Annotated in this window: 17 protein-coding genes; 4 read left to right on the forward strand and 13 right to left on the reverse strand. The window is 64.7% G+C overall.

Annotated features, from left to right (window positions below):
• Positions 1 to 359 (reverse strand): glutamine synthetase beta-grasp domain-containing protein (locus tag KAZ48_02315; GenBank protein MBP7971606.1); only part of this gene is annotated, 359 nt, incomplete at its 3' end.
• A gap of 230 nt (positions 360 to 589) precedes the next feature.
• On the opposite strand from KAZ48_02315, the gene KAZ48_02320 reads away from it, so the two are divergent.
• The gene (locus tag KAZ48_02320) at positions 590 to 1,063 is read left to right on the forward strand and encodes an RDD family protein (GenBank protein MBP7971607.1); all 474 of its coding nucleotides are present in this window, start codon (positions 590 to 592) and stop codon (positions 1,061 to 1,063) included.
• Positions 1,064 to 1,095: 32 nt separating this feature from the next.
• On the opposite strand, the gene KAZ48_02325 is transcribed toward KAZ48_02320, so the two are convergent.
• The 4 genes from KAZ48_02325 to lipB form a co-directional block, all read right to left on the reverse strand.
• Positions 1,096 to 2,034, reverse strand: coding sequence for a DUF2817 domain-containing protein (locus tag KAZ48_02325; protein ID MBP7971608.1), 939 nt, complete (start codon positions 2,032 to 2,034; stop codon positions 1,096 to 1,098).
• Positions 2,035 to 2,502: 468 nt separating this feature from the next.
• Positions 2,503 to 3,177: a DUF4191 domain-containing protein gene (locus KAZ48_02330; GenBank protein MBP7971609.1), complete on the reverse strand. Its 675-nt coding sequence runs from the start codon at positions 3,175 to 3,177 to the stop codon at positions 2,503 to 2,505.
• The gene (gene lipA, locus KAZ48_02335; protein ID MBP7971610.1) at positions 3,167 to 4,117 is read right to left on the reverse strand and encodes a lipoyl synthase; all 951 of its coding nucleotides are present in this window, start codon (positions 4,115 to 4,117) and stop codon (positions 3,167 to 3,169) included. Before lipA ends, KAZ48_02330 begins: the two co-directional genes overlap by 11 nt.
• 45 nt (positions 4,118 to 4,162) lie before the next feature.
• Positions 4,163 to 4,876, reverse strand: coding sequence for a lipoyl(octanoyl) transferase LipB (lipB, locus tag KAZ48_02340; GenBank protein MBP7971611.1), 714 nt, complete (start codon positions 4,874 to 4,876; stop codon positions 4,163 to 4,165).
• Positions 4,877 to 4,956: 80 nt separating this feature from the next.
• Between lipB and KAZ48_02345 the strand changes: the two genes are divergently transcribed.
• Positions 4,957 to 5,793 carry an alpha/beta hydrolase gene (locus KAZ48_02345; GenBank protein ID MBP7971612.1) on the forward strand — a complete coding sequence of 279 codons (837 nt, stop codon included), beginning with the start codon at positions 4,957 to 4,959 and terminating at the stop codon, positions 5,791 to 5,793.
• Between the two features lie 57 nt (positions 5,794 to 5,850).
• Positions 5,851 to 7,299, forward strand: a complete 1,449-nt coding sequence (locus tag KAZ48_02350; protein ID MBP7971613.1) for a hypothetical protein — start codon at positions 5,851 to 5,853, stop codon at positions 7,297 to 7,299.
• A gap of 26 nt (positions 7,300 to 7,325) precedes the next feature.
• Here the strand turns inward: KAZ48_02350 and KAZ48_02355 are convergent, their stop codons facing one another.
• Genes KAZ48_02355 through KAZ48_02370 form a run of 4 tightly spaced genes read right to left on the reverse strand, consistent with a single transcriptional unit; the run spans position 7,326 to position 13,070 of the window.
• Complete coding sequence (locus tag KAZ48_02355; protein ID MBP7971614.1) at positions 7,326 to 8,222, reverse strand: TIGR01777 family oxidoreductase; 897 nt, start codon at positions 8,220 to 8,222, stop codon at positions 7,326 to 7,328.
• On the reverse strand, positions 8,219 to 10,030 hold the full coding sequence (sucB, locus tag KAZ48_02360; GenBank protein MBP7971615.1) for a 2-oxoglutarate dehydrogenase, E2 component, dihydrolipoamide succinyltransferase: 1,812 nt from the start codon (positions 10,028 to 10,030) through the stop codon (positions 8,219 to 8,221). The genes KAZ48_02355 and sucB overlap by 4 nt, the downstream gene beginning before the upstream one ends.
• Positions 10,031 to 10,086: 56 nt before the next feature.
• Positions 10,087 to 11,520, reverse strand: a complete 1,434-nt coding sequence (gene lpdA, locus KAZ48_02365) for a dihydrolipoyl dehydrogenase (GenBank protein MBP7971616.1) — start codon at positions 11,518 to 11,520, stop codon at positions 10,087 to 10,089.
• A 38-nt stretch (positions 11,521 to 11,558) separates the two neighbouring features.
• Entirely contained in the window at positions 11,559 to 13,070 is a 1,512-nt protein-coding gene (locus KAZ48_02370; GenBank protein ID MBP7971617.1) for a leucyl aminopeptidase, read from the reverse strand.
• A gap of 123 nt (positions 13,071 to 13,193) precedes the next feature.
• On the opposite strand from KAZ48_02370, the gene gcvT reads away from it, so the two are divergent.
• Positions 13,194 to 14,312, forward strand: coding sequence for a glycine cleavage system aminomethyltransferase GcvT (gene gcvT, locus KAZ48_02375; protein ID MBP7971618.1), 1,119 nt, complete (start codon positions 13,194 to 13,196; stop codon positions 14,310 to 14,312).
• Here gcvT and KAZ48_02380 read toward each other — a convergent pair.
• Genes KAZ48_02380 through KAZ48_02395 form a run of 4 tightly spaced genes read right to left on the reverse strand, consistent with a single transcriptional unit; the run spans position 14,270 to position 18,640 of the window.
• Positions 14,270 to 14,944 carry a nicotinate-nucleotide--dimethylbenzimidazole phosphoribosyltransferase gene (locus tag KAZ48_02380; GenBank protein MBP7971619.1) on the reverse strand — a complete coding sequence of 225 codons (675 nt, stop codon included), beginning with the start codon at positions 14,942 to 14,944 and terminating at the stop codon, positions 14,270 to 14,272. The genes gcvT and KAZ48_02380 overlap by 43 nt on opposite strands.
• Positions 14,941 to 15,804, reverse strand: a complete 864-nt coding sequence (locus KAZ48_02385) for an ECF transporter S component (protein MBP7971620.1) — start codon at positions 15,802 to 15,804, stop codon at positions 14,941 to 14,943. Before KAZ48_02385 ends, KAZ48_02380 begins: the two co-directional genes overlap by 4 nt.
• Positions 15,801 to 17,477, reverse strand: a complete 1,677-nt coding sequence (locus KAZ48_02390) for an energy-coupling factor ABC transporter ATP-binding protein (GenBank protein ID MBP7971621.1) — start codon at positions 17,475 to 17,477, stop codon at positions 15,801 to 15,803. The genes KAZ48_02385 and KAZ48_02390 overlap by 4 nt, the downstream gene beginning before the upstream one ends.
• Entirely contained in the window at positions 17,474 to 18,640 is a 1,167-nt protein-coding gene (locus KAZ48_02395; GenBank protein MBP7971622.1) for an energy-coupling factor transporter transmembrane protein EcfT, read from the reverse strand. The genes KAZ48_02390 and KAZ48_02395 overlap by 4 nt, the downstream gene beginning before the upstream one ends.
• Between the last annotated feature and the right edge of the window lie 15 nt (positions 18,641 to 18,655).

Raw genomic sequence — 18,655 nt, forward strand, 5'->3', positions numbered from 1 at the left:
GCTGCGACCTGACGTGGGTCGCGGCTGTAGGGCTCGTCGGTGAACGGATCGCGAATGGAGAAGTTGATGATGAGCGTCTTCTCGGCCCGGAAGGGATCGACGTACGCGCTCGTGACGTCGGGGATGAGCTTCATGTCCGACTCGTGAATCGCCTGGAAACCGCGAATCGACGATCCGTCGAACATCTGGCCGTCCTCGAACAGCGACTTGTCAACCGACGAGGCTGGCACGTTGAAGTGCTGCATAACACCAGGAAGATCACAGAAGCGAACGTCGACAAAAACGACGTCCTCATCCTTGATGTACTTCATGACGTCATCGGCGCTTTTGAAATCCGGGTGCTCGGATTGCGTGGACATTCACCCCTCCTGAGGCCGGGGAACGATTCCCTGGCGTTTGATTGTGTCCTCGACGCTGCTGCCGGGTGTGGAGCGACGCCTTGACCGGGACGGTTGTGACCGCGACTCGGTTGCCTCACCGTAAACCCACGCCATGACGGCTCGGTGTCTCGGTTGTTTCACGATTGTTACGGGTCAATCATCGTGGGTCTGCATTCCTGCCTGAGCGGCGGGGGAGTTAGCCTCATCACATGGATCGCCGCGACATTGGTACCTGGATCGCCGGACCTCGAGCCGCGCTTGAGGATCAGGGCTTCGAACTGGGATACCGGGGCGAGCGGTTGGGATTGCCGGAGAACGGTCCCGGCTCGGCTGCCACGCTGGGGCGCCGGATCGGTGCGATCTTCATTGACTGGATTGCCTGCGCAATTGTCGCCCAACTGATCTTTCCGCAATTCAGCTACGGCAGCCAGGGCTCGGCGATGGCGACCCTCGGCGTCTTCTTTGTGGTGGTCTCGATTTTCACGGTCTTGGGTGGGGCATCGTTTGGACAGCGGATTGTCGGTATCCGGGTCGCCGCTCTGAATAGGCCCTACGTCAATCCCCTGTTCGCGGTGCTGCGGACGTTGCTCATCTGCCTCGTGGTGCCGGCTGTGATTTGGGATCGCGACGGTCGCGGTTTGCACGATCGGGCCGCCGGAACTGTCGTCCTCAAGGCCCGATAGGCCGCGCGCTCAACACCCGAGCACCGTCGCGACTACCTGCGTGGCAGTCGCTTGATGTTCTGCAATGCCGGCGCCCGCCGGTCCAGGTTCTGCAGTTCCCGCAAATGAGTGAGGACCGCATTGGTGTAGCGGGTGGTCTTTGAACGGGTAATCCGGCGGGAGTTGGGCAGTTCGACGGTCAGCATCCAGCCAGGCAGTTTGGAGTTGAACCACGAGCCCATCGTGCCGGTGTACGCGCGATTGCAACGCTCCAAACCGAGACCGGTCAGTTTGGCGAAGCGGTAGGCGTATGGCCGCGTTTTCCAGTTGCAGTAGCCCAGAACCATGTTCCAGTCCTGGTGCATGACGTAGGCACCATCTGGACGCAGCCGCTTGAGGAAGCGCATGACGGCTTTGGTCTCGCGCTCGCTGGCCGGGCCTCGGCCAGCACCAGCCGTGCGGCGCGACCAGTTGGTTGGGAAGTTCCGGTTGAGGTCGACACCGCGTGAGTTGTATCGGCGGGTGGCGGCGTCACCGTCAGGGTTCATCGACGTGATGGTCCACAGTTGAGTAGCACCAGTCGTGCTTAGGTTGCGGCCCCGCAACTGCGCGACGATGTCGCGGCCCTTCTTCTCATTGCCGTGGATCTCGCCGATGACCAGCATCACGCGGCTGCCATTGGGGTTGCCCTGGCGGACCGCGACCATCTTGCGGCCCTTCCGGGTCTTGCCAATGACGAGCGAGCCATTGGGTCCGGTCTGGATGGGCGGCCTCGTCGGGGTCGGTTCCGGCGTTGGATCGGTAGGTGTCGGCGTTGGATCAGGTGCCGGTTCGGTCGCAGCGGTAGTCGGTGACACGGAAGCACTCGGTGCGGCCTGAACGGCAGCGGCTGATGTCGCGGCAAAGGCGATGCCTGTCGCCGGTGCGATCCCGCCAATAACGATTGCTGGGGCCAGCGTTCCGGCGATCAACAGCGATCTTTTTCGTGGCATGGACATTGACCGTAGGGCGAATTTCGTTCTGATTCCTGCTTTTCGACGATTGAACGGGTGGGCCGAATTGGCGCTAGTCCGTTCGCACTAGCCGTGCCCTAGCGTACTGAATGGGTGAGGCGAATTGGCTGCTCCATGTTGCTGGTCGCAGCCTGCGAACATCGGCCGAAGACTGGTCACGCACCCGCTTCGTGTGGTGAATCACAAAGATAGGAAGATGAAAAGGGACAGACCCGCCAATACCTCGCGAACCGTTGCGGCCGCTTTTCACAGAGGGTGAAGGCGCCGGTCGTGCGGTGCCGGCGCTTCGGCAACAACCGAACCCGTCAGTGCCGGTCGGAGGGTGGGTCAGCGTCAATCAGCGCACCGTGGGTTAGTCCATTGGGCAGTGACTCACATCACAGACAGTAGTTTCGCGGGCTAAGCCAATTGGGCGTGTCCGGACAGCCGGTGTGCAGCGGGCAGTGCCTATCCGCGCTGGTTGCGAGCGGCTCGGACGCTCTTGGGCATCGGGCCCTTGGGCGCCGACATTGGCTGCGTGGCGAGGGCGTCGAGGCGACGACGTACCTCAGTGACCTGCGCCGGTTTGAGGTTTCGCTTCTGCTTCATGACCTTGCGGTTCAACTTGCGCAACGGGATCTGACCCTCGTCGTTGCCGGACTGGATCTCGATGATCGGGATGTCCGGCACAAAGCGAGCGGTCTTCTTCCGCTCGTTGTTCAGCACTTGCTGCGCGCGGTGGGACGGGCCCTCGGACACCAACATGACACCGGGACGACCCACGACCCGGTGAACCACGTCTTGGTTCTTGGTGATGGCTACCGCGGGGGTGACGAACCAACCCTTCTTCAGCGACTTGAGCACCGCTGCTGCCGCACCTGGTTGACCCTCGATCTGCGCATAGGCCGAGCGCTCCGCCCGCCGTCCGAACACGATGGTGACGGCCAGCGCGCCCAGTGAGACGCCGATCGCAATGAAGTAGAAGACCATGCCGAGCAACACGCCAGCGATGGCGAAGACCGCGACGATCCCGACGAAGATGCCAGCCAGGATCCAGCCGATCCTCGGATCGTTGCGTTTGGTGAGTTTGTAGGTCTCGCGGATTTGCCCGAGACGCCCGGGCTTGCCGTCCTTACGTGCCATGGGCCAAGGGTAAGCCATCTGCGTGCGTGGTCTGGGCGAGCGCCTGCGAATACAGCCGCCCCGCCCGGTAGGACGAACGAACCAGTGGGCCACTCATCACGCCGAGGAAGCCGAGCGACACCGCGAACTGATCGAGTTCGACGAACTCCTCCGGTGGAGCCCATCGAACGACTGGGTGGTGCAGGGTGGATGGGCGCAGGTACTGGGTAATCGTGATCAACTGGCAGCCAGCCTCAACGAGGTCAGCCAGCGTCTGTTCGATTTCATCCCGTTCCTCGCCCATGCCCAGGATGAGGTTGGACTTGGTGATCAAACCCGCCTCGCGCGCGGCAGTAATCACATCGAGGGATCGTTGGTACGTGAAGGCGGGGCGGATCCGGCGCATCAGCCGAGGAACGGTTTCCAGATTGTGTGCCAGAACTTCCGGTTTGGCGTCGAACACCTGCGAGAGCAACTCGGGCTCGCCCGAGAAGTCGGGGATCAGCACCTCCACTCCACAACCGGGAACCAACTGGTGGATCTGGCGGACAGTTTCGGCGTAGAGCCACGCGCCCTGGTCGGGCAGGTCATCGCGAGCGACCCCCGTCACGGTCGCGTACCGCAGACCCATGGCAGCCACGGACTCCCCGACTCGGCGAGGTTCATGCCGGTCCAGCGGCGTCGGCTTTCCGGTGCCGATCTGACAGAAGTCGCAGCGTCGTGAGCAGGTGTCTCCACCAACCAGGAATGTTGCCTCGCGGTCTTCCCAGCACTCACTGATGTTCGGGCACCCAGCCTCTTGGCAGACCGTATGCAGTCCAGCATCGGCGACCCTGCGGCGAATGTCCGCGTGGTTGGGTCCGTTGCGGAACTTCGTCTTGATCCACGGCGGCTTGCGCTCGATGTCCACCTCGGAGTTCCGGACCTCGAGGCGCAACAACTTGCGGCCATCGGCAGTCACGGTGGCCGCAGTCGTACCGGTGGATGATTCGGGCACAGTGCCAGCCTATGCCGACCGGTCAAGCAGGGTGGGGGCCAGCACCTCGCGAAGGTGATACTCAAGACGGTCGGCGGCTGCACGCACCGACGGGCTGGCCTGCCGTTCGTTGCCCGTCCGCTGCTGGAGTTCGGCAGTCAGCGATGTGACCGAAGCATCGGTAATCCCGCAGGCAACCACTCGTTGAGCCCAGGTGAGGTCACAGTCGACGTTGATCGCTAGTCCGTGCATGGTGACGCCACGAGCGACCCTTACTCCAACGGCCGCGATCTTCTTGTCGACGTGCGGCGGCGGGGTCTGCGCGTCGGCGGTTACCCAGACCCCACTGCGGCCGTCGATTCGGTGGCCGTCAACGCCGAAGTCTGCACATGTTCGGATGGCAGCCTCCTCCAGGCGACGAACATGGGCCACCACATCGAACGGTTGCGGCAGCCGAACGATCGGGTAGCACACGAGTTGGCCTGGCCCATGCCAGGTGATCCGCCCACCGCGGTCGACTTCCACGACCTCGCTGCCGTCCGTTGGCCGATCGGAGGGCTGGGTGCGCTTGCCTGCGGTAAAGACCTCGGCGTGCTCAAGCAGGATGATTGTTGGGGGAAGTTCGTTGCTGCAGACCGCAGCGTGGATCTGCCGCTGCAGTTCCCAGCCCTGTCGGTAATCGATCAGTTCGGTTCCGAGGCTCACCCGGCGCACAATCAGCTGCTGGTCCACGGCGTCGGTCACAGGGACACGTTACGCCGGGGTCGCTGCATTCGGTAGCGGCCTGACGACTCAGCCGCTGGCACAACGGGCACAATTGCCCGGTGACCACAGCGGTGTTTCTGCACGGAGTGGGTGGCTCGCAAGCAGGCTGGGACGACGCGCTCCGTCGAGCAGTGGGCACCACCGATGTCGAGCTGGCCGCGAGCCTCGACACGGTCACTCTCGACTTCGACCATCAGGTTCGACGGGCCGGGCCGATCCGTCGGCGATCGGCCGACCATCTGTTTGGTTCCAGCGAGGGCGAGCAGAGTCGCGCCGACGAGCGGGTGGGCTACTACCGGAACCAGCAGCGGATTCGTCAGGTCGCGCTCGCGGCTAGCGGCGTAGTGGCGGCACCGCGTTGGCCTCGGCCGATCCTCATCCCGGGCGAGCTCATGGTGCGTGCGCCGGTTCTCGACATGCGCCAGGCAGGTCACTACCGCCACGATCTCGGACTGCGGGCAGCGGTGCTCGACCACGTCAGCGAGACCATTCGTCAGATCGATGACGACATCCTCCTGTTTGCCCACAGTTTGGGCTCGGTGGTGGCGTTGGACGCACTCCACCTGCGCGATATGCGTGTTGCCATGCTCATCACCTTCGGCAGTCCGCTGGGTGTGCGGCATTTCTGGGGTCAGCCCTGGGAGGGCAGCGATGGGTTCCCCTTTGCCCGGGTCGGCGGCTGGCTCAACGTCGTGAACACCAGGGACCCGGTGCCCTGGCAGCGCGGCGTCAGCAATCGTTTCCCGACAGCCGTCGATTCCTTCATCTCGGCGGGTCTTGGCTATTCCGGTACCGACGGCTTCCACGATGCGACCACCTACGTGGCGTCGGCGCCGGTTGTGGCGACTCTGATCGACCAGGTTCGACGCAATGCCCCACCGGACTCGGGCACCTGACTCACCCCCTGTGGATAGCTGACGCCACCCCTGCGCAGATTCCTGCAGGCTTGCGGCATGGCAGATAGACACGACCCCAGCAGGTGGCAGGCCTCTGGACAGCAACCCTGGTCGGGCAATGACCGTGCTTTCCGTCCCGATAATCCCAGCTCCGGGCCGCTGCCGGCGGCTCCAAGTCCGCGGACGGATCGTTGCTTCGCGGTTGCCGAGCTCGGTGGCCTCGGTCTTGAATTGGAAGGGCTGGTCATCGCCGAGGTGGTCTATCAGCTCGCCGGGCTCATCGAGGAGCGATCGACTGCGGGAGACCCAATGCCCCCGCTGTCCGAGCAATCGGTTTCGTTGCAACAAAGTGGCGCTGTCACCTGGGGTCCAGCTGTCGTCGATGAGCCGTCCGTCGATGACGTTCGGGCCACGGAAGAACTCGTCGCGATGGCGCGCCGACTCATCGGTGGGCAAGTGGTTGGGGCAGCGCTGGCGCGGCTGCTCATGTCGACTTCTGTTGATCCGCAGGCCATACGCGAATGCCTTGCCGTGGACTCGGACAGAAAGTTGGTTGCGACTGTCGTAGCTCAGGCCATGACCAAGACCGATGGGCCACAACGAGTCCTGGGCGCAAGTGCCGATGAGGCTGGGCACGGACCGTCGTCGGCAACGGGAGCGTCGACTGCCGAACGGCAGGGAAGAACAGGGGCAGGGCCTGCTCTGCGCTCGCCGCGGGCACATCGCACTTCGTCGCAACCACCCGGTGAGCCTGGTTCAAGCCGCGACGATTCCGGCATCACCCGGGTTCTTCAGAACGTGCAGGCCTTGGCCACTCGGCGAAGAATTGTGATCCTCGCCGCCGGCGTGCTAGTGGCGGCTGTTGGTTTCGGCGCTCTTGCCCAAGGCGCTCCGAACGAGATTGTAGCCGCCGCCGAACCGCCAGAAGGCGAGGTCACCGCGTCCCCAGTTGCCGACCCGTCCACGACCGAATCAGCCACGACGGGTCCGGGTTCCTCGGCGTCGGCAACACCAACGGCCGATGCGACCACTCGGCCGTCGGAGGAACAGCCAGCGTCGGCAGCTGCGTCCTCGATCGGCACGCCACAGCCAGGTCGTTCAGCTACCGACTGGCAGGCCGTCGTCTCGGACCTGGATTCCAGTCGCAGTCGCGCTTTCGAGACCGGCGATGCGACGTTGCTCGACCGGGTGAATGTCGCCGATTCGCCAGCCTGGGTCGCCGATCGCCGAATGCTGAACAAACTGTCGGTGTCGGGACTTCGGGCACGCGGCCTGGCCACCGTGATCGAGCGAGTCGAGGTGAAGCAACAGAGTGCGGAGCGAATCAGGCTCGTCGTCACGGATCGACGCCCGGCCTACCAGTTGGTCTCGGCTTCCACCGGCGCGACCGTGTCGAAGGTTGCGGCTCGCAGTGAGTTGGTATGGCGTGTCCGGCTCACGCCGAGTGACGAATCCACGTCGACGGGATCAGGCGGTTGGCGCATCTATTCCGTTGAAGCCGCTTAGGACGGCTCGCGCCTTTCGAAACGGGGTTAGATGATTTGCTTGAGGGCATCGTGGATGGTCGGGTCATCCCAATGGAACCCAGCCTTTTCCAGCTTCTTCGGTAGCACCCTGGCGCTGGAGAGGACATCGCTGGCGAACTCGCCGAGGGCGATCTTCAACGCGAAGGCCGGTGCGGGGATGATTGCCGGTTTTCCGAGCAGGGACGCAAGAGCCTGGGTGGAGACTTTGTTGGTCACGGGATTGGGTGCGGTGAGGTTCACCGGACCGTCGAGGGAGCCGTGGTTGATCAAGAATTCGAGGGCGCGAACCTCGTCGCGCAGTGAGATGAACGCCTGATACTGGTTGCCAGAGCCGAGACGGCCGCCGGCGCCGAGCTTGAACTGTTTGAGTAGTTTCTCCCACGCCCCGCCGCGTTCACTGACAACCAAACCGGTCCGGGTGTTCACAACGCGGATGCCTGCCTGACGTGCCGGTTCGCACGCCTGCTCCCAGTCTGCGACGACGTCGGAGAGGAACCCGACTCCCTTCGACGAGTCCTCGTCAAGTTCAAGATCGCCGCGGTCGCCGTAGTAGCCGATTGCTGAGGCGCACAAGAAGACCGCCGGTTTGGGGTCGAGCTGGGCGGCCGCCCGCGCCATGGCCTGGGTTCCATTGACCCGCGAGTTGAGAATCTCGGTCTTGTAGCTGTCGGTCCAGCGGTGGTCGCCGACGCCAGCACCAGCGAGGTGCACGATCGCGTCGACACCGCTGAGGCCCGCGAGGTCAACCTCGCCGGAATCTGGGTCCCACCGAACTTCGTCTGGGGCGCTCGGGGCGCGGCGCACCATCTTGATCACCCGGTGCCCGTCATCAGTGAGCGTGGCGGCCAGGTCAGACCCGATCAGGCCAGAGGCGCCGGTAATGGCGACTCTCAGCTGTTTCATAGGCCGGCCTCGGCTTCGAACTCGGCGGCTTCCAGTCGAGCCTTGACGGCGCTGAGGTAGCGGGCCGCATCGGCGCCATCGACAATTCGGTGGTCGTACGTTAAAGCGAAGTAGGCCATTGACCGGATCGCCAGGACGTCTTCACCCTGGATCCCGGCCATGACGATGGGTCGCTTCACGACTGCGCCGGTTGCCAGGATGGCCACCTGTGGCTGATTGATGATCGGGGTGTCGAACAGAGCACCGCGGCTGCCCGTGTTGGTCAGTGTGAATGTTCCGCCCGACAGGTCATCCGGGCCGACCCTGCCAGTCCGAGTGCGCTCGGCCAAGTCGGCGATCCGGCGGGCCAAGCCGGCGAGCGTCAAGTCGCTGGCGTTGTGAACAACGGGTACCAGTAGTCCTCGATCGGTATCCACCGCGACGCCGAGATGCTCGCTGTCGTGGAAGGTGACCGTCGCGTTGTCTGAGTCGACCGAGGCGTTGATCGTTGGGTACGACTTCAGCGCCTCCAGAGCAGCTCGGGCAAAGAAGGGCAGGTAGGTAAGTGAGACGCCTTCACGCTGACGGAATGCGACCTTGGCCCGATCGCGAATCGCGGCGATTTGGCTGACATCGATCTCCACGACAGTTGTCAGTTGTGCTGACACGTGGAGGGACTCGACCATGCGCTCGGCGATGACGCGACGCAACCGCGACATCGGCACCGTCTGGCCGCGTGCGGTGTCTCCGGTCGCGGCTGGCGTCGTAGCTGCGGGAACCGCTCCGGCGCGGTCGACCGTCGCGGAGGTCGGCGAGGCGGCGGGCGCTGGTGGTGGCGTGGCGGCCGGGGTTGACGCAGGTGCTGCTGGCGTGGTGGCCGCGGGGCCGCCGGTCGTAGCCGTGGCCGCAAGCACGTCGGCCTTGGTCAGGCGGCCATCTGATTGCGATGGCCCAACGGCAGCCAGATCCACCCCACGCTCGCGCGCGAGTTTGCGGACGATGGGACTGGCGTAAGTGGAATGTTCCTCGGCTCCTGCGTCGGAAGCCGGTTCCGGAGGGGGCGTCGCGGACGCGGTGCCAGCGGTGGCTGGGGCGGGTGATTCCGGAGCCGCAGTGGTGGTTGGTGACGGTTCACTGCTGCCCGTCGACACCGTCGCCAACGTGGATCCGACATCGACCGTCTCGTCCTCATTCACCAGGATCTCGGCGAGGGTTCCTGCGACCGGCGACGGGATCTCCGTGTCGACCTTGTCTGTGCTGACCTCCACGAGCGCCTCGTCGACGTCGACAGAATCGCCGACCTGCTTCAACCACCGGGTGACGGTTCCTTCGGTGACGCTCTCACCGAGAGCAGGTAGGGAGATGGGGGTGCTGGTGGCAGGAGCTGGCGCGCTCCCCGCAGGCGGGGCACCGGCCGTCGACTCGTCGGACGCAGGGACAGGAGCAGACGCAGCCGCTGGCGCTGCAGTCGGCTCGGCCTCGGCCGGCGCGGGTGCTGGGGTGGCAGCTGCGGGCGCCGGCGCTGGTTCGGGTTCTTCAGCGGTGGCTGCCGGAGCGGGGCTTGCCTCGGCAGAACCGGCCTCGGCTTCCGAAGCGTCCCCGACGACGGCGAGTTCCGCGCCGACCTCGACCACCTCGTCCTCAACGGCCTTGATGGCCAACAGCACGCCAGCAGCCGGAGAGGGGATCTCGGTGTCGACCTTGTCGGTGCTCACCTCAAGTAGCGGCTCGTCCATCTCGACTGTGTCGCCGACGTCCTTGAGCCACCGGGTGACCGTGCCTTCGGTGACGCTCTCACCGAGCTGCGGCATGGTGATGGAGACGGCCATGGTGTGTGCCCCTAACTAGTCGTGACTCGGTCGAAGGTCGTTAGCGGTCAGTCTCACTACGCGTGTGCGTGCAAAGGTTTGCCAGCCAGCGCCAAGGTCGCCTCGCCGAGCGCTTCGCCCTGGGTCGGGTGAGCGTGGATCAGAGCGGCAACGTCTTCAGCTTCGGCTTCCCAATTTACGATGAGTTGGGCCTCACCGATCATTTCCCCGACGCGGCTGCCAACCAGATGGACGCCCACAATCGGACCATCCTTGCGACGAACGAGTTTGACGAATCCGGCAGTTCCGAGGATCTGACTCTTGCCATTCCCGCCGAGGTTGTACTCGTAGGTCTCGACCTCGTCGGCGCCGTAGCGGGTCTTGGCGACGTCCTCGTTAAGGCCGACGCTGGCGACCTCGGGCTCGCAGTAGGTCACCCGCGGAATCCCTGCCTCGTCGATTGTGCGTGGGTTGAGTCCGGCGATGTCCTCGGCCACGAAGATGCCCTGGGCGAATCCGCGGTGGGCCAGTTGGAGTCCGGGCACTATGTCCCCAACTGCGTAAACGCTCGCGACGCTGGTGTGCAGTCGTTCATCGGTGATGACGAATCCACGATCCACGGTGATGCCAGCCTGCTCGTAGCCCAAGCCCTCGGTGCGAGGTCCGCGGCCGACTGCAACGAGTAGCAGGTCTGCCTCGATCGCGGTGCCGTCTTCAAGCTTGATGTCGATGCCGTCTGCGGTCTCAGTCGCCCCGGCGAAAAGCACGCCGGTCAGGAACTTGATTCCCCGCTTGCGGAACGCCCGTTCGAGGGCCTTGGAGGCGGCGGGATCCTCGGCTGCGACGAGGCGGGGCAGCGCCTCCACGATCGTCACCTCGGAACCGAACGATCGCCAGACGCTGGCGAACTCAACGCCGATCACGCCACCGCCGAGTACGACGACCCGCTCCGGCACGGAGGTAAGTTCCAGGGCTTGATCGCTGGTGAGGATCCGGTTACCGATCTCAAGGCCAGGCAGGGTTCGGGCGTAGGAACCAGTTCCGATCACCACGTGCTCGCCGGTGTAGTGCTGCCCGTCAACCTCGACTGTGTGGCCATCGACCAAGGTGCCTCGGCCTTGCACGAACGTGACACCGCGAGCTTTGATCAGACCCTGCAGGCCTTTGTACAGCCGGGCGACGACGCCGTCTTTGTACTTGAGAACCGCCGGCATATCGATGCCATCGAGGGTGGTTTGCACCCCGAACGATGCGCTCTCTCGAGCTGAATCGGCGACCTCGGCCGAATGGAGCAGAGCCTTGGTGGGGATGCAGCCGCGGTGCAGGCACGTTCCGCCGAGTTCGGCTTCTTCGACCAAAATGACTGACAGCCCTAGCTCGGCGGACCGAAGCGCGCATGCGTAGCCGCCGCTGCCTCCACCGAGAATGACGACATCTGCTTTGCCTTCGGACACTGTTACGTCCACCTGCTCCCGTCGTGGATGGCTGGGTTGGAAGTTTGCTGCGTTCATCCTTTCACCTGAGTGGCCTGCTTCCAACCGCTGGTTGGTCAGCGTGCGTTCGCATCCGCCAAATCTCGGACGAGTTGCACCAGGGTTCGCACCGCGACGCCGGTGCCGCCCTTGGGGGTGTAGCCGTGCGGTTCGCCCTCGTTGAACGAAGGCCCGGCGATGTCCAGGTGAGCCCAGGGGGTTTCCGGGTCGATGAACTCCTGCAGGAATAGCCCTGCTGACAGCATGCCGCCCATCCGATCCCCGATGTTTGCCAAGTCGGCGATGGGAGAGTCCAATGCCTTGCGCAACTCGTGCGGCAACGGCATGGGCCAAAATTGCTCGCCGCACTTCTCAGCGGCGCGGACCACGTCGTCGCGCAGGTCGTCGTCGTTGGACATCACCGCCGACACGCGCGTGCCGAGAGCGACGATCTGGGCACCGGTCAGCGTTGCCACGTCGACGATGTAGTCGGGCTCATCCTCGGCGGCGCGCACGAGCGCATCGGCCAAGACCAGCCGACCTTCGGCGTCTGTGTTGAGCACCTCGACTGTTTTGCCGCCGTAGGTGGTCAGGACGTCGCCGGGGCGCTGGGCCGTGCCACTTGGCATGTTCTCGGCGCAGGCTGCGTACGTCGTTACCGATGCTGCGATCCCGAGCCGGGCGATTGCCGCAGTGGCGGCTATGACTGCGGCGGCACCACCCATATCCGACTTCATCGTCTCCATCGCACCGGGGGGTTTGAGCGACAGTCCGCCGGAGTCGAACGTGATTCCCTTCCCGACCAGTGCCACGTGGACCTTCGCCCGAGGTGGTCGGTAGCTGAGCCGCACGAGCCTCGGGGCATTAGCCGATCCCTGCCCCACAGCGACGATCCCACCGTAGCCGCCCTCCTGCAGACCCGTCTCGTCGAGAACTTCAGACGTCACATCCAGGCCGGCGACCGCCGCGATGGCTGCGTCGGCCAGCTCGGCGGGGTGTAGCGCGGACGGGGGAGTATTCACCAGATCACGAGCCACCATGACCTCGCTGGCGATGGTCTCGGCTTGTCGGACGGCTTCGCGAACGTGGCGATCCTGACTCGCGGAGGTCGCGATCGTGATGGACCGCGGCCCACGGACCCGCACCGCTGTTCCGGATCCACGGAACTGCTCGAACCGGTAAGTGCCCAGTAGCGCGCCCTGCGCGATCGCGGCCACAGCGCTCGGGGTGACGGCGGAGGTAGCGATGGCGACCTTCTTGATGTCACCTAGCGCCAGCATCGCGACCCCTGCTGCGCGGCGTAAGTCTTCGTCGGTCACGGCGGCTTCAGTGACACCGAGCCCAACGGCCACCACTAGCGGGGCACTGATCCCCTCGATCCCCGGGACCTTGGTGACCTCGCCCGCAACGGCTTTGGCAGAGACCAAGGTCAAAGCATCAAGGAGCTTGCGGCGTTGGGCGGGACTCAGTCCCGTCGCGGCAGGAATGATCATCTTGTGCTCGCGCCCACCGCCCACTGCAATGGATACGACTAACGCGTCTGCATTGAGACCGGCTGGTTTGGCTGGTGCTAGCCGCACAGTGCTCACTGATGTGCCTTCCGTTCGGGTTTGCGACGACCTAATTGTCACGGCCGGTTGTTTCCGCCGACTGTATCTGGCTGGGCTGACCGTTTAGTGTGGAGATGCGGCCAGGGGGGTACCGTCGTTCGCATGTCACAACAGGGGCCACTAGCTGCCGCACACCAGGGTCAGGGAGCAAAGTTCGCCGACTTCGGGGGCTGGTTGATGCCGCTGGAATTCGCTGGCGGTGGGGTTCTCGCCGAGCACCGAGCCGTCCGCGAATCGGTCGGGATTTTTGACGTCTCCCACATGGGAACCGTGCGATTGACTGGGCACGGCGCTAGCGACCTGGTCAACTCCGTGCTCACAAACGACCTCGCTCGTATTGAGCCGGGACAGGCCCAGTACAGCTTGCTATGCAACGAACGCGGCGGCGTGATCGACGATCTGCTCGTGTACCTCCGTTCGTCCGACGAGGTTCTGCTCGTGCCAAACGCATCGAACACGGCAGCGGTTCTTGCAGCATTTGTCGAGGTTGCTTCCGGTCCGGTTGAGGTCGAGGATCTCTCATCAACGTCGGCGATTATCGCGGTCCAGGGTCCCGCGGCCGCAGTGGTGGTGGAATCCCTTGGGCTGCCGACCGACCTGGGCTACATGCGTTTTGTGGACGCCACCATTGGTGGGTCAGCTGTGGTGGTGGCTCGCAGCGGCTATACCGGCGAGCGCGGGTTCGAGTTGATCGTCGACCAGTCCGTTGCCGAGCAGGTGTGGGCGCAGGCATTGGCGGCGGTAGCCGACGCAGGCGGGCTTGCCTGTGGCCTCGGTGCTCGCGACACCCTGCGTACGGAGATGGGCTACCCGTTGCACGGCCACGAACTCAGTCCGGACATCACGCCGGTGGAGGCAGGTCTGAACTGGGCTGTGGGCTGGGACAAACCAACCTTTGCTGGCAAAGAGGCTCTGGTCGCCCGGCGAGCCGACGGCCCAGCGGTGCGACTGCGAGGACTGCGGTGCACCGAGCGGGCGATCCCGCGAGAGGGCATGGTGGTTCGTGCTGTCGGGCAGGGGGAGTCGGGCGCTGGTGCGAATGGTCAGGCGGTTGGTGTCATCACCAGCGGGACCTTCTCGCCGACGGCCCGGGAGGGGATCGCGTTGGCCTTCCTCAACTCGGATATCGGCGTCGGTGATTCGGTCAGCATTGATGTTCGTGGTCGCAGCTGTGGCGCTCAGGTGGTGTCCCCACCGTTTGTCGACGCTGACCCGCGGTAAGCCTCGGCCAACGCAACAGAGGTCGCGATCGTTTGCCTTGCCAGATCTGCTAGCTCACCGTCGACAAGTCGGGTGTGCACCGCGAGGATCGGGTCCACGCGCAGATAGTCCCAGGTGAGGGTTTCGGTGGGCGTTGTCCCGATCTGCACCGGGCGAATCCATCGTAGGACCTCGGGCGTTTGCTCGTGCGCCAACAGAACCGCTGCCGCGCAGACCGGGCCATCGACCAAGGTGGCCTGCGCCTGGTCTGACAGGTCACGTAGGTCGGCTGCCAGCCGGGCGATGTGCGGATCGACGGCTGCGAGCAAAGCGGCAGGATCGTCGCGTACAGGTTCCAGGCGTCGAATCTCGTTGCGGATGTCGGCGCAGTCACTCATCCATCGCTGGTGATTGAGCCGGTTGTCGTCGTCAAACGAATCGGGCGTGACTGAAGCTGCGTCCCGGGAAAGAATCACCGCGCACAGCGCCGCCGCTGGTACCGCGGCTGCCGAGGCTCCAACGATCAGCGGGATGCTGTCGATCGATTGATCGGGGTCGCCCACGTCGGCGTGCCAGCGTGCAATGGGGGCTAGGTCGCCCAGCGGGCCAGCGGGAGCGGACACCGGCTGAAGCCACGTGGATGGCGAACTCACCTGGCCTCCTCGGCATCGGCTATCGGGTGCAGTGGTTTCGAGTCCGAGGGTAGACCTGCGGGCGAGAAGTCCGGTATCGCGCCGAAGGCAGCCCTTCGCGTAGCCCGGCGCAGAGCGAACAGGACGGGTCTGCCCAGTAGCAGGATCGCCACGGCGGTGATGACGGCGCGCGGAATGTCGAAGCCCAGCGAGGTAGTGATGTCAAAGGCGATCCACCGCTGCAGATTCTCCGGCAGCGGCGCTCCCGGAACGTAGGAGATCTGCGAACCGAGTCCGACGGCCCACGGCCAGAAGGACAAGTTGAGCAGTAATCCGTACACCAAGGCCGCGATGGCGCCGTAGGCCGCGAGGGCGAAGATCTCCGCCCGACCTCGCAACCGCGCGGGTAGGCAACCAGCACCGAAACCGAACCAACCCGCGGCGATCATCTGAAACGGCAACCAGGGCCCGACTCCACCAGTGAGCACAGCGGAACTGAACAGCGTGATCGTGCCGAGGGCAAAACCAAAGCCCCGTCCCATGGCTCGACCGCCCAGCGCCAACAGGATGAAGACCGGCTCGAAACCGGCGATGCCCGTTCCCAGTGGACGCAATGCGGTACCTACCGCGGCCAGAACGCCGAGCATCGCCACGCCTTTGGCGTCGATCCCACCATCGGCGACCTGGGCGAGCACCACCGCCAAGACCAGCGGTAGCAGCATGGCGAAGAGCCACGGCGCATCCTTGGAGTGAGCGACCGCTGTGCTCTGCGCACCGGCGAGCAGCGGCCACGTGAACGCCACCACGCCTACGACGGAGACCAACGACAGCACGATTGCCGACCGGTAGCCCAGGTGTACCCCGCGCGTGTAGTCGGTCATCGTGGCTGCACCCTTCGCATCTGATCGACCGCATCGGTCACCGTCAACATCGGCAACGGACGCATGACCTTGCTGATCTGCGGGGCGAACATCGGCGACGAGACGACAATCGACCGCGTCGGTCCGTCGGCCACTATCTCGCCGTCGGCCATGATCACCACACGGTCAGCGGCGGCCGCCACCAGTTCCACGTCGTGGGTCGACATCACGATCGCGTGGCCCTCGGCGGCAAGCTCGCGGAGAACCGCCGTAAAGCTCACCTTCCCTGGATAGTCCAAGCCACGGGTTGGCTCATCGAGCAGGACCAATGCGGGTCGCGCGGATAGCACTACGGCCAAGACCAGCGACAGACGCTGACCCTCGGAGAGGTCACGTGGATGTGTTGCCCCGTCGATTCCGGGTGCGAACTTGTCTAGCAGGGCCCTGGCAGCACCGGGACTTCCGCCGGCGTCCCGGTCGGCGGCCGCGCACTCGTCGTCAACCGTGGCGGCGTAGAGCATGTCGCTGGCCTGTTGCGGGACCAGGCCAACCCGCCGAATCAGTTCCGCACCGCGCAGTCCCGCCGGATCGACCAAATCGTGTCCCACCCGCACACGTCCGTGGTTTGGCGCGAGCAGACCGACGAGCGAGTTGAGCAAAGTCGACTTGCCGGCACCATTGCGACCCATGACGGCGGTGACTTCTCCGCGTCGCAGATGCAGCGTCAGATCCGAAACTGCGACGAAGTGTCCGTAGCGGATGCTCACGTGGGTGGCGTCACCCACGATCGCTCCACTCGGATCAGGCCCGGTGCCGCTGGTCAGGTCGCGTTTCAGCGGTCGCGGTGCTGGGACTGCGGCGGCCGGTTCCACATCCAGCATTTCCCGCCGCAGAGCCGCCCGCCACGGTGAGGATGCCCGACGGGCATCGCGAACTGACAGCGGCAGGGGTCGCCAATCCATGCGGCGGCCGAGTTCGACGACCGGGGGAGCGACGGGAGAATCGATCAGCAGTTCCTGCGGGTGGCCGGTACGGACCGCGCCGTCCTCGACAATGACGAGTCTGTCTGCGTATTGCACGACGCGCTCCAAGCGGTGTTCGGCCAGCAAGACCGTCAGTCCGAGATCGAACACCAACCGTTGAATCGCGGCGAGGACCTCTTCGGCGGCACCCGGGTCCAGCGCGCTGGTTGGCTCGTCCAACACCAGCACACTGGGATGGGTGGTCAGCACCGCACCGATTGCTGCGCGTTGACGCTGGCCCCCAGAAAGCGACAACAGCGATCGGTCCCGCAGTTCGGTCAAGCCAAGCAAGTCAAGGGTCTCCTCGACTCGCCGTCGCATGGTCTGTGGGTCGAAGCCCAGGGTCTCCATACCGTAGGCGAGCTCTTCCTCCACCGTGTCGGTGACAAATCCGCTCATCGGATCCTGCGGAACGAAACCGACCACGTCGGCGAGTTCGCGGGGTGGGTTGGTTTGGGTGTCGCGGCCGTCAACCGATACCCGACCCTCCAGCAAGCCGCCGCTGAAATGGGGTACTAGCCCGTTGATGGCCCGCAAGATCGTCGACTTGCCGCTGCCGGTTCGACCAACCAGCAGGGCGAGTTCGCCTTCCAGGATCCGCAGGTTCACATCGGTCAGGGTTGCTGTTGGCGCCTGCGGATACGTTACCGACACATGCTCGAAGGTGATCACAACGTGACCTGCTGCGTGCTGGTTGCCGGAGCCGTGGCGTTGGCCGACGAAGGCCGCGGCTTGCGGGTTGACACCGCAACTGGCAGGGCTGGAGCAATGACCGCCGGTGCGACTGCGATCAAGATCCCGATCAGGGCGGCGAGCGGCAGTGCCGGCCACAGCAGCGGTGTCACCGAAATCGCGATCGACGCTGGATTCAGTGAGCCTGCGACGAACATCCCGATCGCCGCAGCGATCCCGCACAGGGAAACGAGCGTCTCGGGCAGCTTCCATGGGTCAGGTCGGTAGCGAGTGCGGATTGATCGACGCCCGCCGAGCCACAGGCCAACCACCGCAGCCGCCAGCCCGACGATCAGTGCTGGCGCGCCGAGCAAAGGTGCGGCGGTGGAATTCAGTAGTCCGAACAGACCAATGCACACCCCGATCAACCCGCCGATCACCAGACCGGCGGTCAGCCTCCGAACCGCCACTGGCAAGTAGCCCGTTCGACCGTATCCGCGCGCGTCCATCGCGGCCGCCAGGGTGACGGCTCGGTCAAGTGCCCCCTCGAACACCGGCATGGCCGAGCCGGCGGCACCGCGTAGACCGCGGTCCGGGCGTCCTCGCAAACGGCGTGCCTGCCTGACTCGGCCTAGGTCGGTCACCAACTGCGGAGCAAAGGTCATCGCGACAACGACGGCCACTCCGACCTCGTACATGGCGGCTGGCATCGCCTTGAGTAGTCGACTCGGCGACGCCAGCGAATTGGCGGCGCCGACACAGGCGAGCAGAACTGCCAACCGCAAGCCATCACAGGCAGCAAAGATGACCGACTCGGCGGTGATGTCCCCGCCGAGTCGAAGTGAAGCGAGCCAACTTGGCAGCGGGACGACGGGCAGCGAGAACAGCACGTGCTCACCCATCGGTGTGCCAAGCACTACCTGAAAGACAAGCCTCACCGCCACGACGAACAGACCGAGCTTGAGGAAGACGACGAAGGAACGGGCCCACGGTGCATCAGGCTTTCGAGCGGCGACGACGACTCCGACAACGGCCAGGATCAGCCCGAGCAAAAGTGGGTTGGTAGTGCGACTGGCAGCGGTCGCCAGCCCGAGCGCCCACACCCACCATGCGCCGGGGTGCAACATGCGGGGAAGCCACGCGGCTGCGATCGTTCCGGTCATCGTCTGTTGTTCTCG

It is taken from the genome of Candidatus Nanopelagicales bacterium (assembly GCA_018003655.1).
Lineage (GTDB): Bacteria > Actinomycetota > Actinomycetes > S36-B12 > UBA10799 > JAGNDY01.

Coding starts and splice junctions, on each gene's coding strand:
- KAZ48_02320 (MBP7971607.1), top strand. CDS start 590: ATGGATCGCCGCGACATTGGTACCTGGATCGCCGGACCTCGAGCCGCG.
- KAZ48_02325 (MBP7971608.1), bottom strand. CDS start 2,034: ATGCCACGAAAAAGATCGCTGTTGATCGCCGGAACGCTGGCCCCAGCA.
- KAZ48_02330 (MBP7971609.1), bottom strand. CDS start 3,177: ATGGCACGTAAGGACGGCAAGCCCGGGCGTCTCGGGCAAATCCGCGAG.
- KAZ48_02350 (MBP7971613.1), top strand. CDS start 5,851: ATGGCAGATAGACACGACCCCAGCAGGTGGCAGGCCTCTGGACAGCAA.
- KAZ48_02355 (MBP7971614.1), bottom strand. CDS start 8,222: ATGAAACAGCTGAGAGTCGCCATTACCGGCGCCTCTGGCCTGATCGGG.
- sucB (MBP7971615.1), bottom strand. CDS start 10,030: ATGGCCGTCTCCATCACCATGCCGCAGCTCGGTGAGAGCGTCACCGAA.
- lpdA (MBP7971616.1), bottom strand. CDS start 11,520: ATGAACGCAGCAAACTTCCAACCCAGCCATCCACGACGGGAGCAGGTG.
- gcvT (MBP7971618.1), top strand. CDS start 13,194: ATGTCACAACAGGGGCCACTAGCTGCCGCACACCAGGGTCAGGGAGCA.
- KAZ48_02385 (MBP7971620.1), bottom strand. CDS start 15,804: ATGACCGACTACACGCGCGGGGTACACCTGGGCTACCGGTCGGCAATC.
- KAZ48_02395 (MBP7971622.1), bottom strand. CDS start 18,640: ATGACCGGAACGATCGCAGCCGCGTGGCTTCCCCGCATGTTGCACCCC.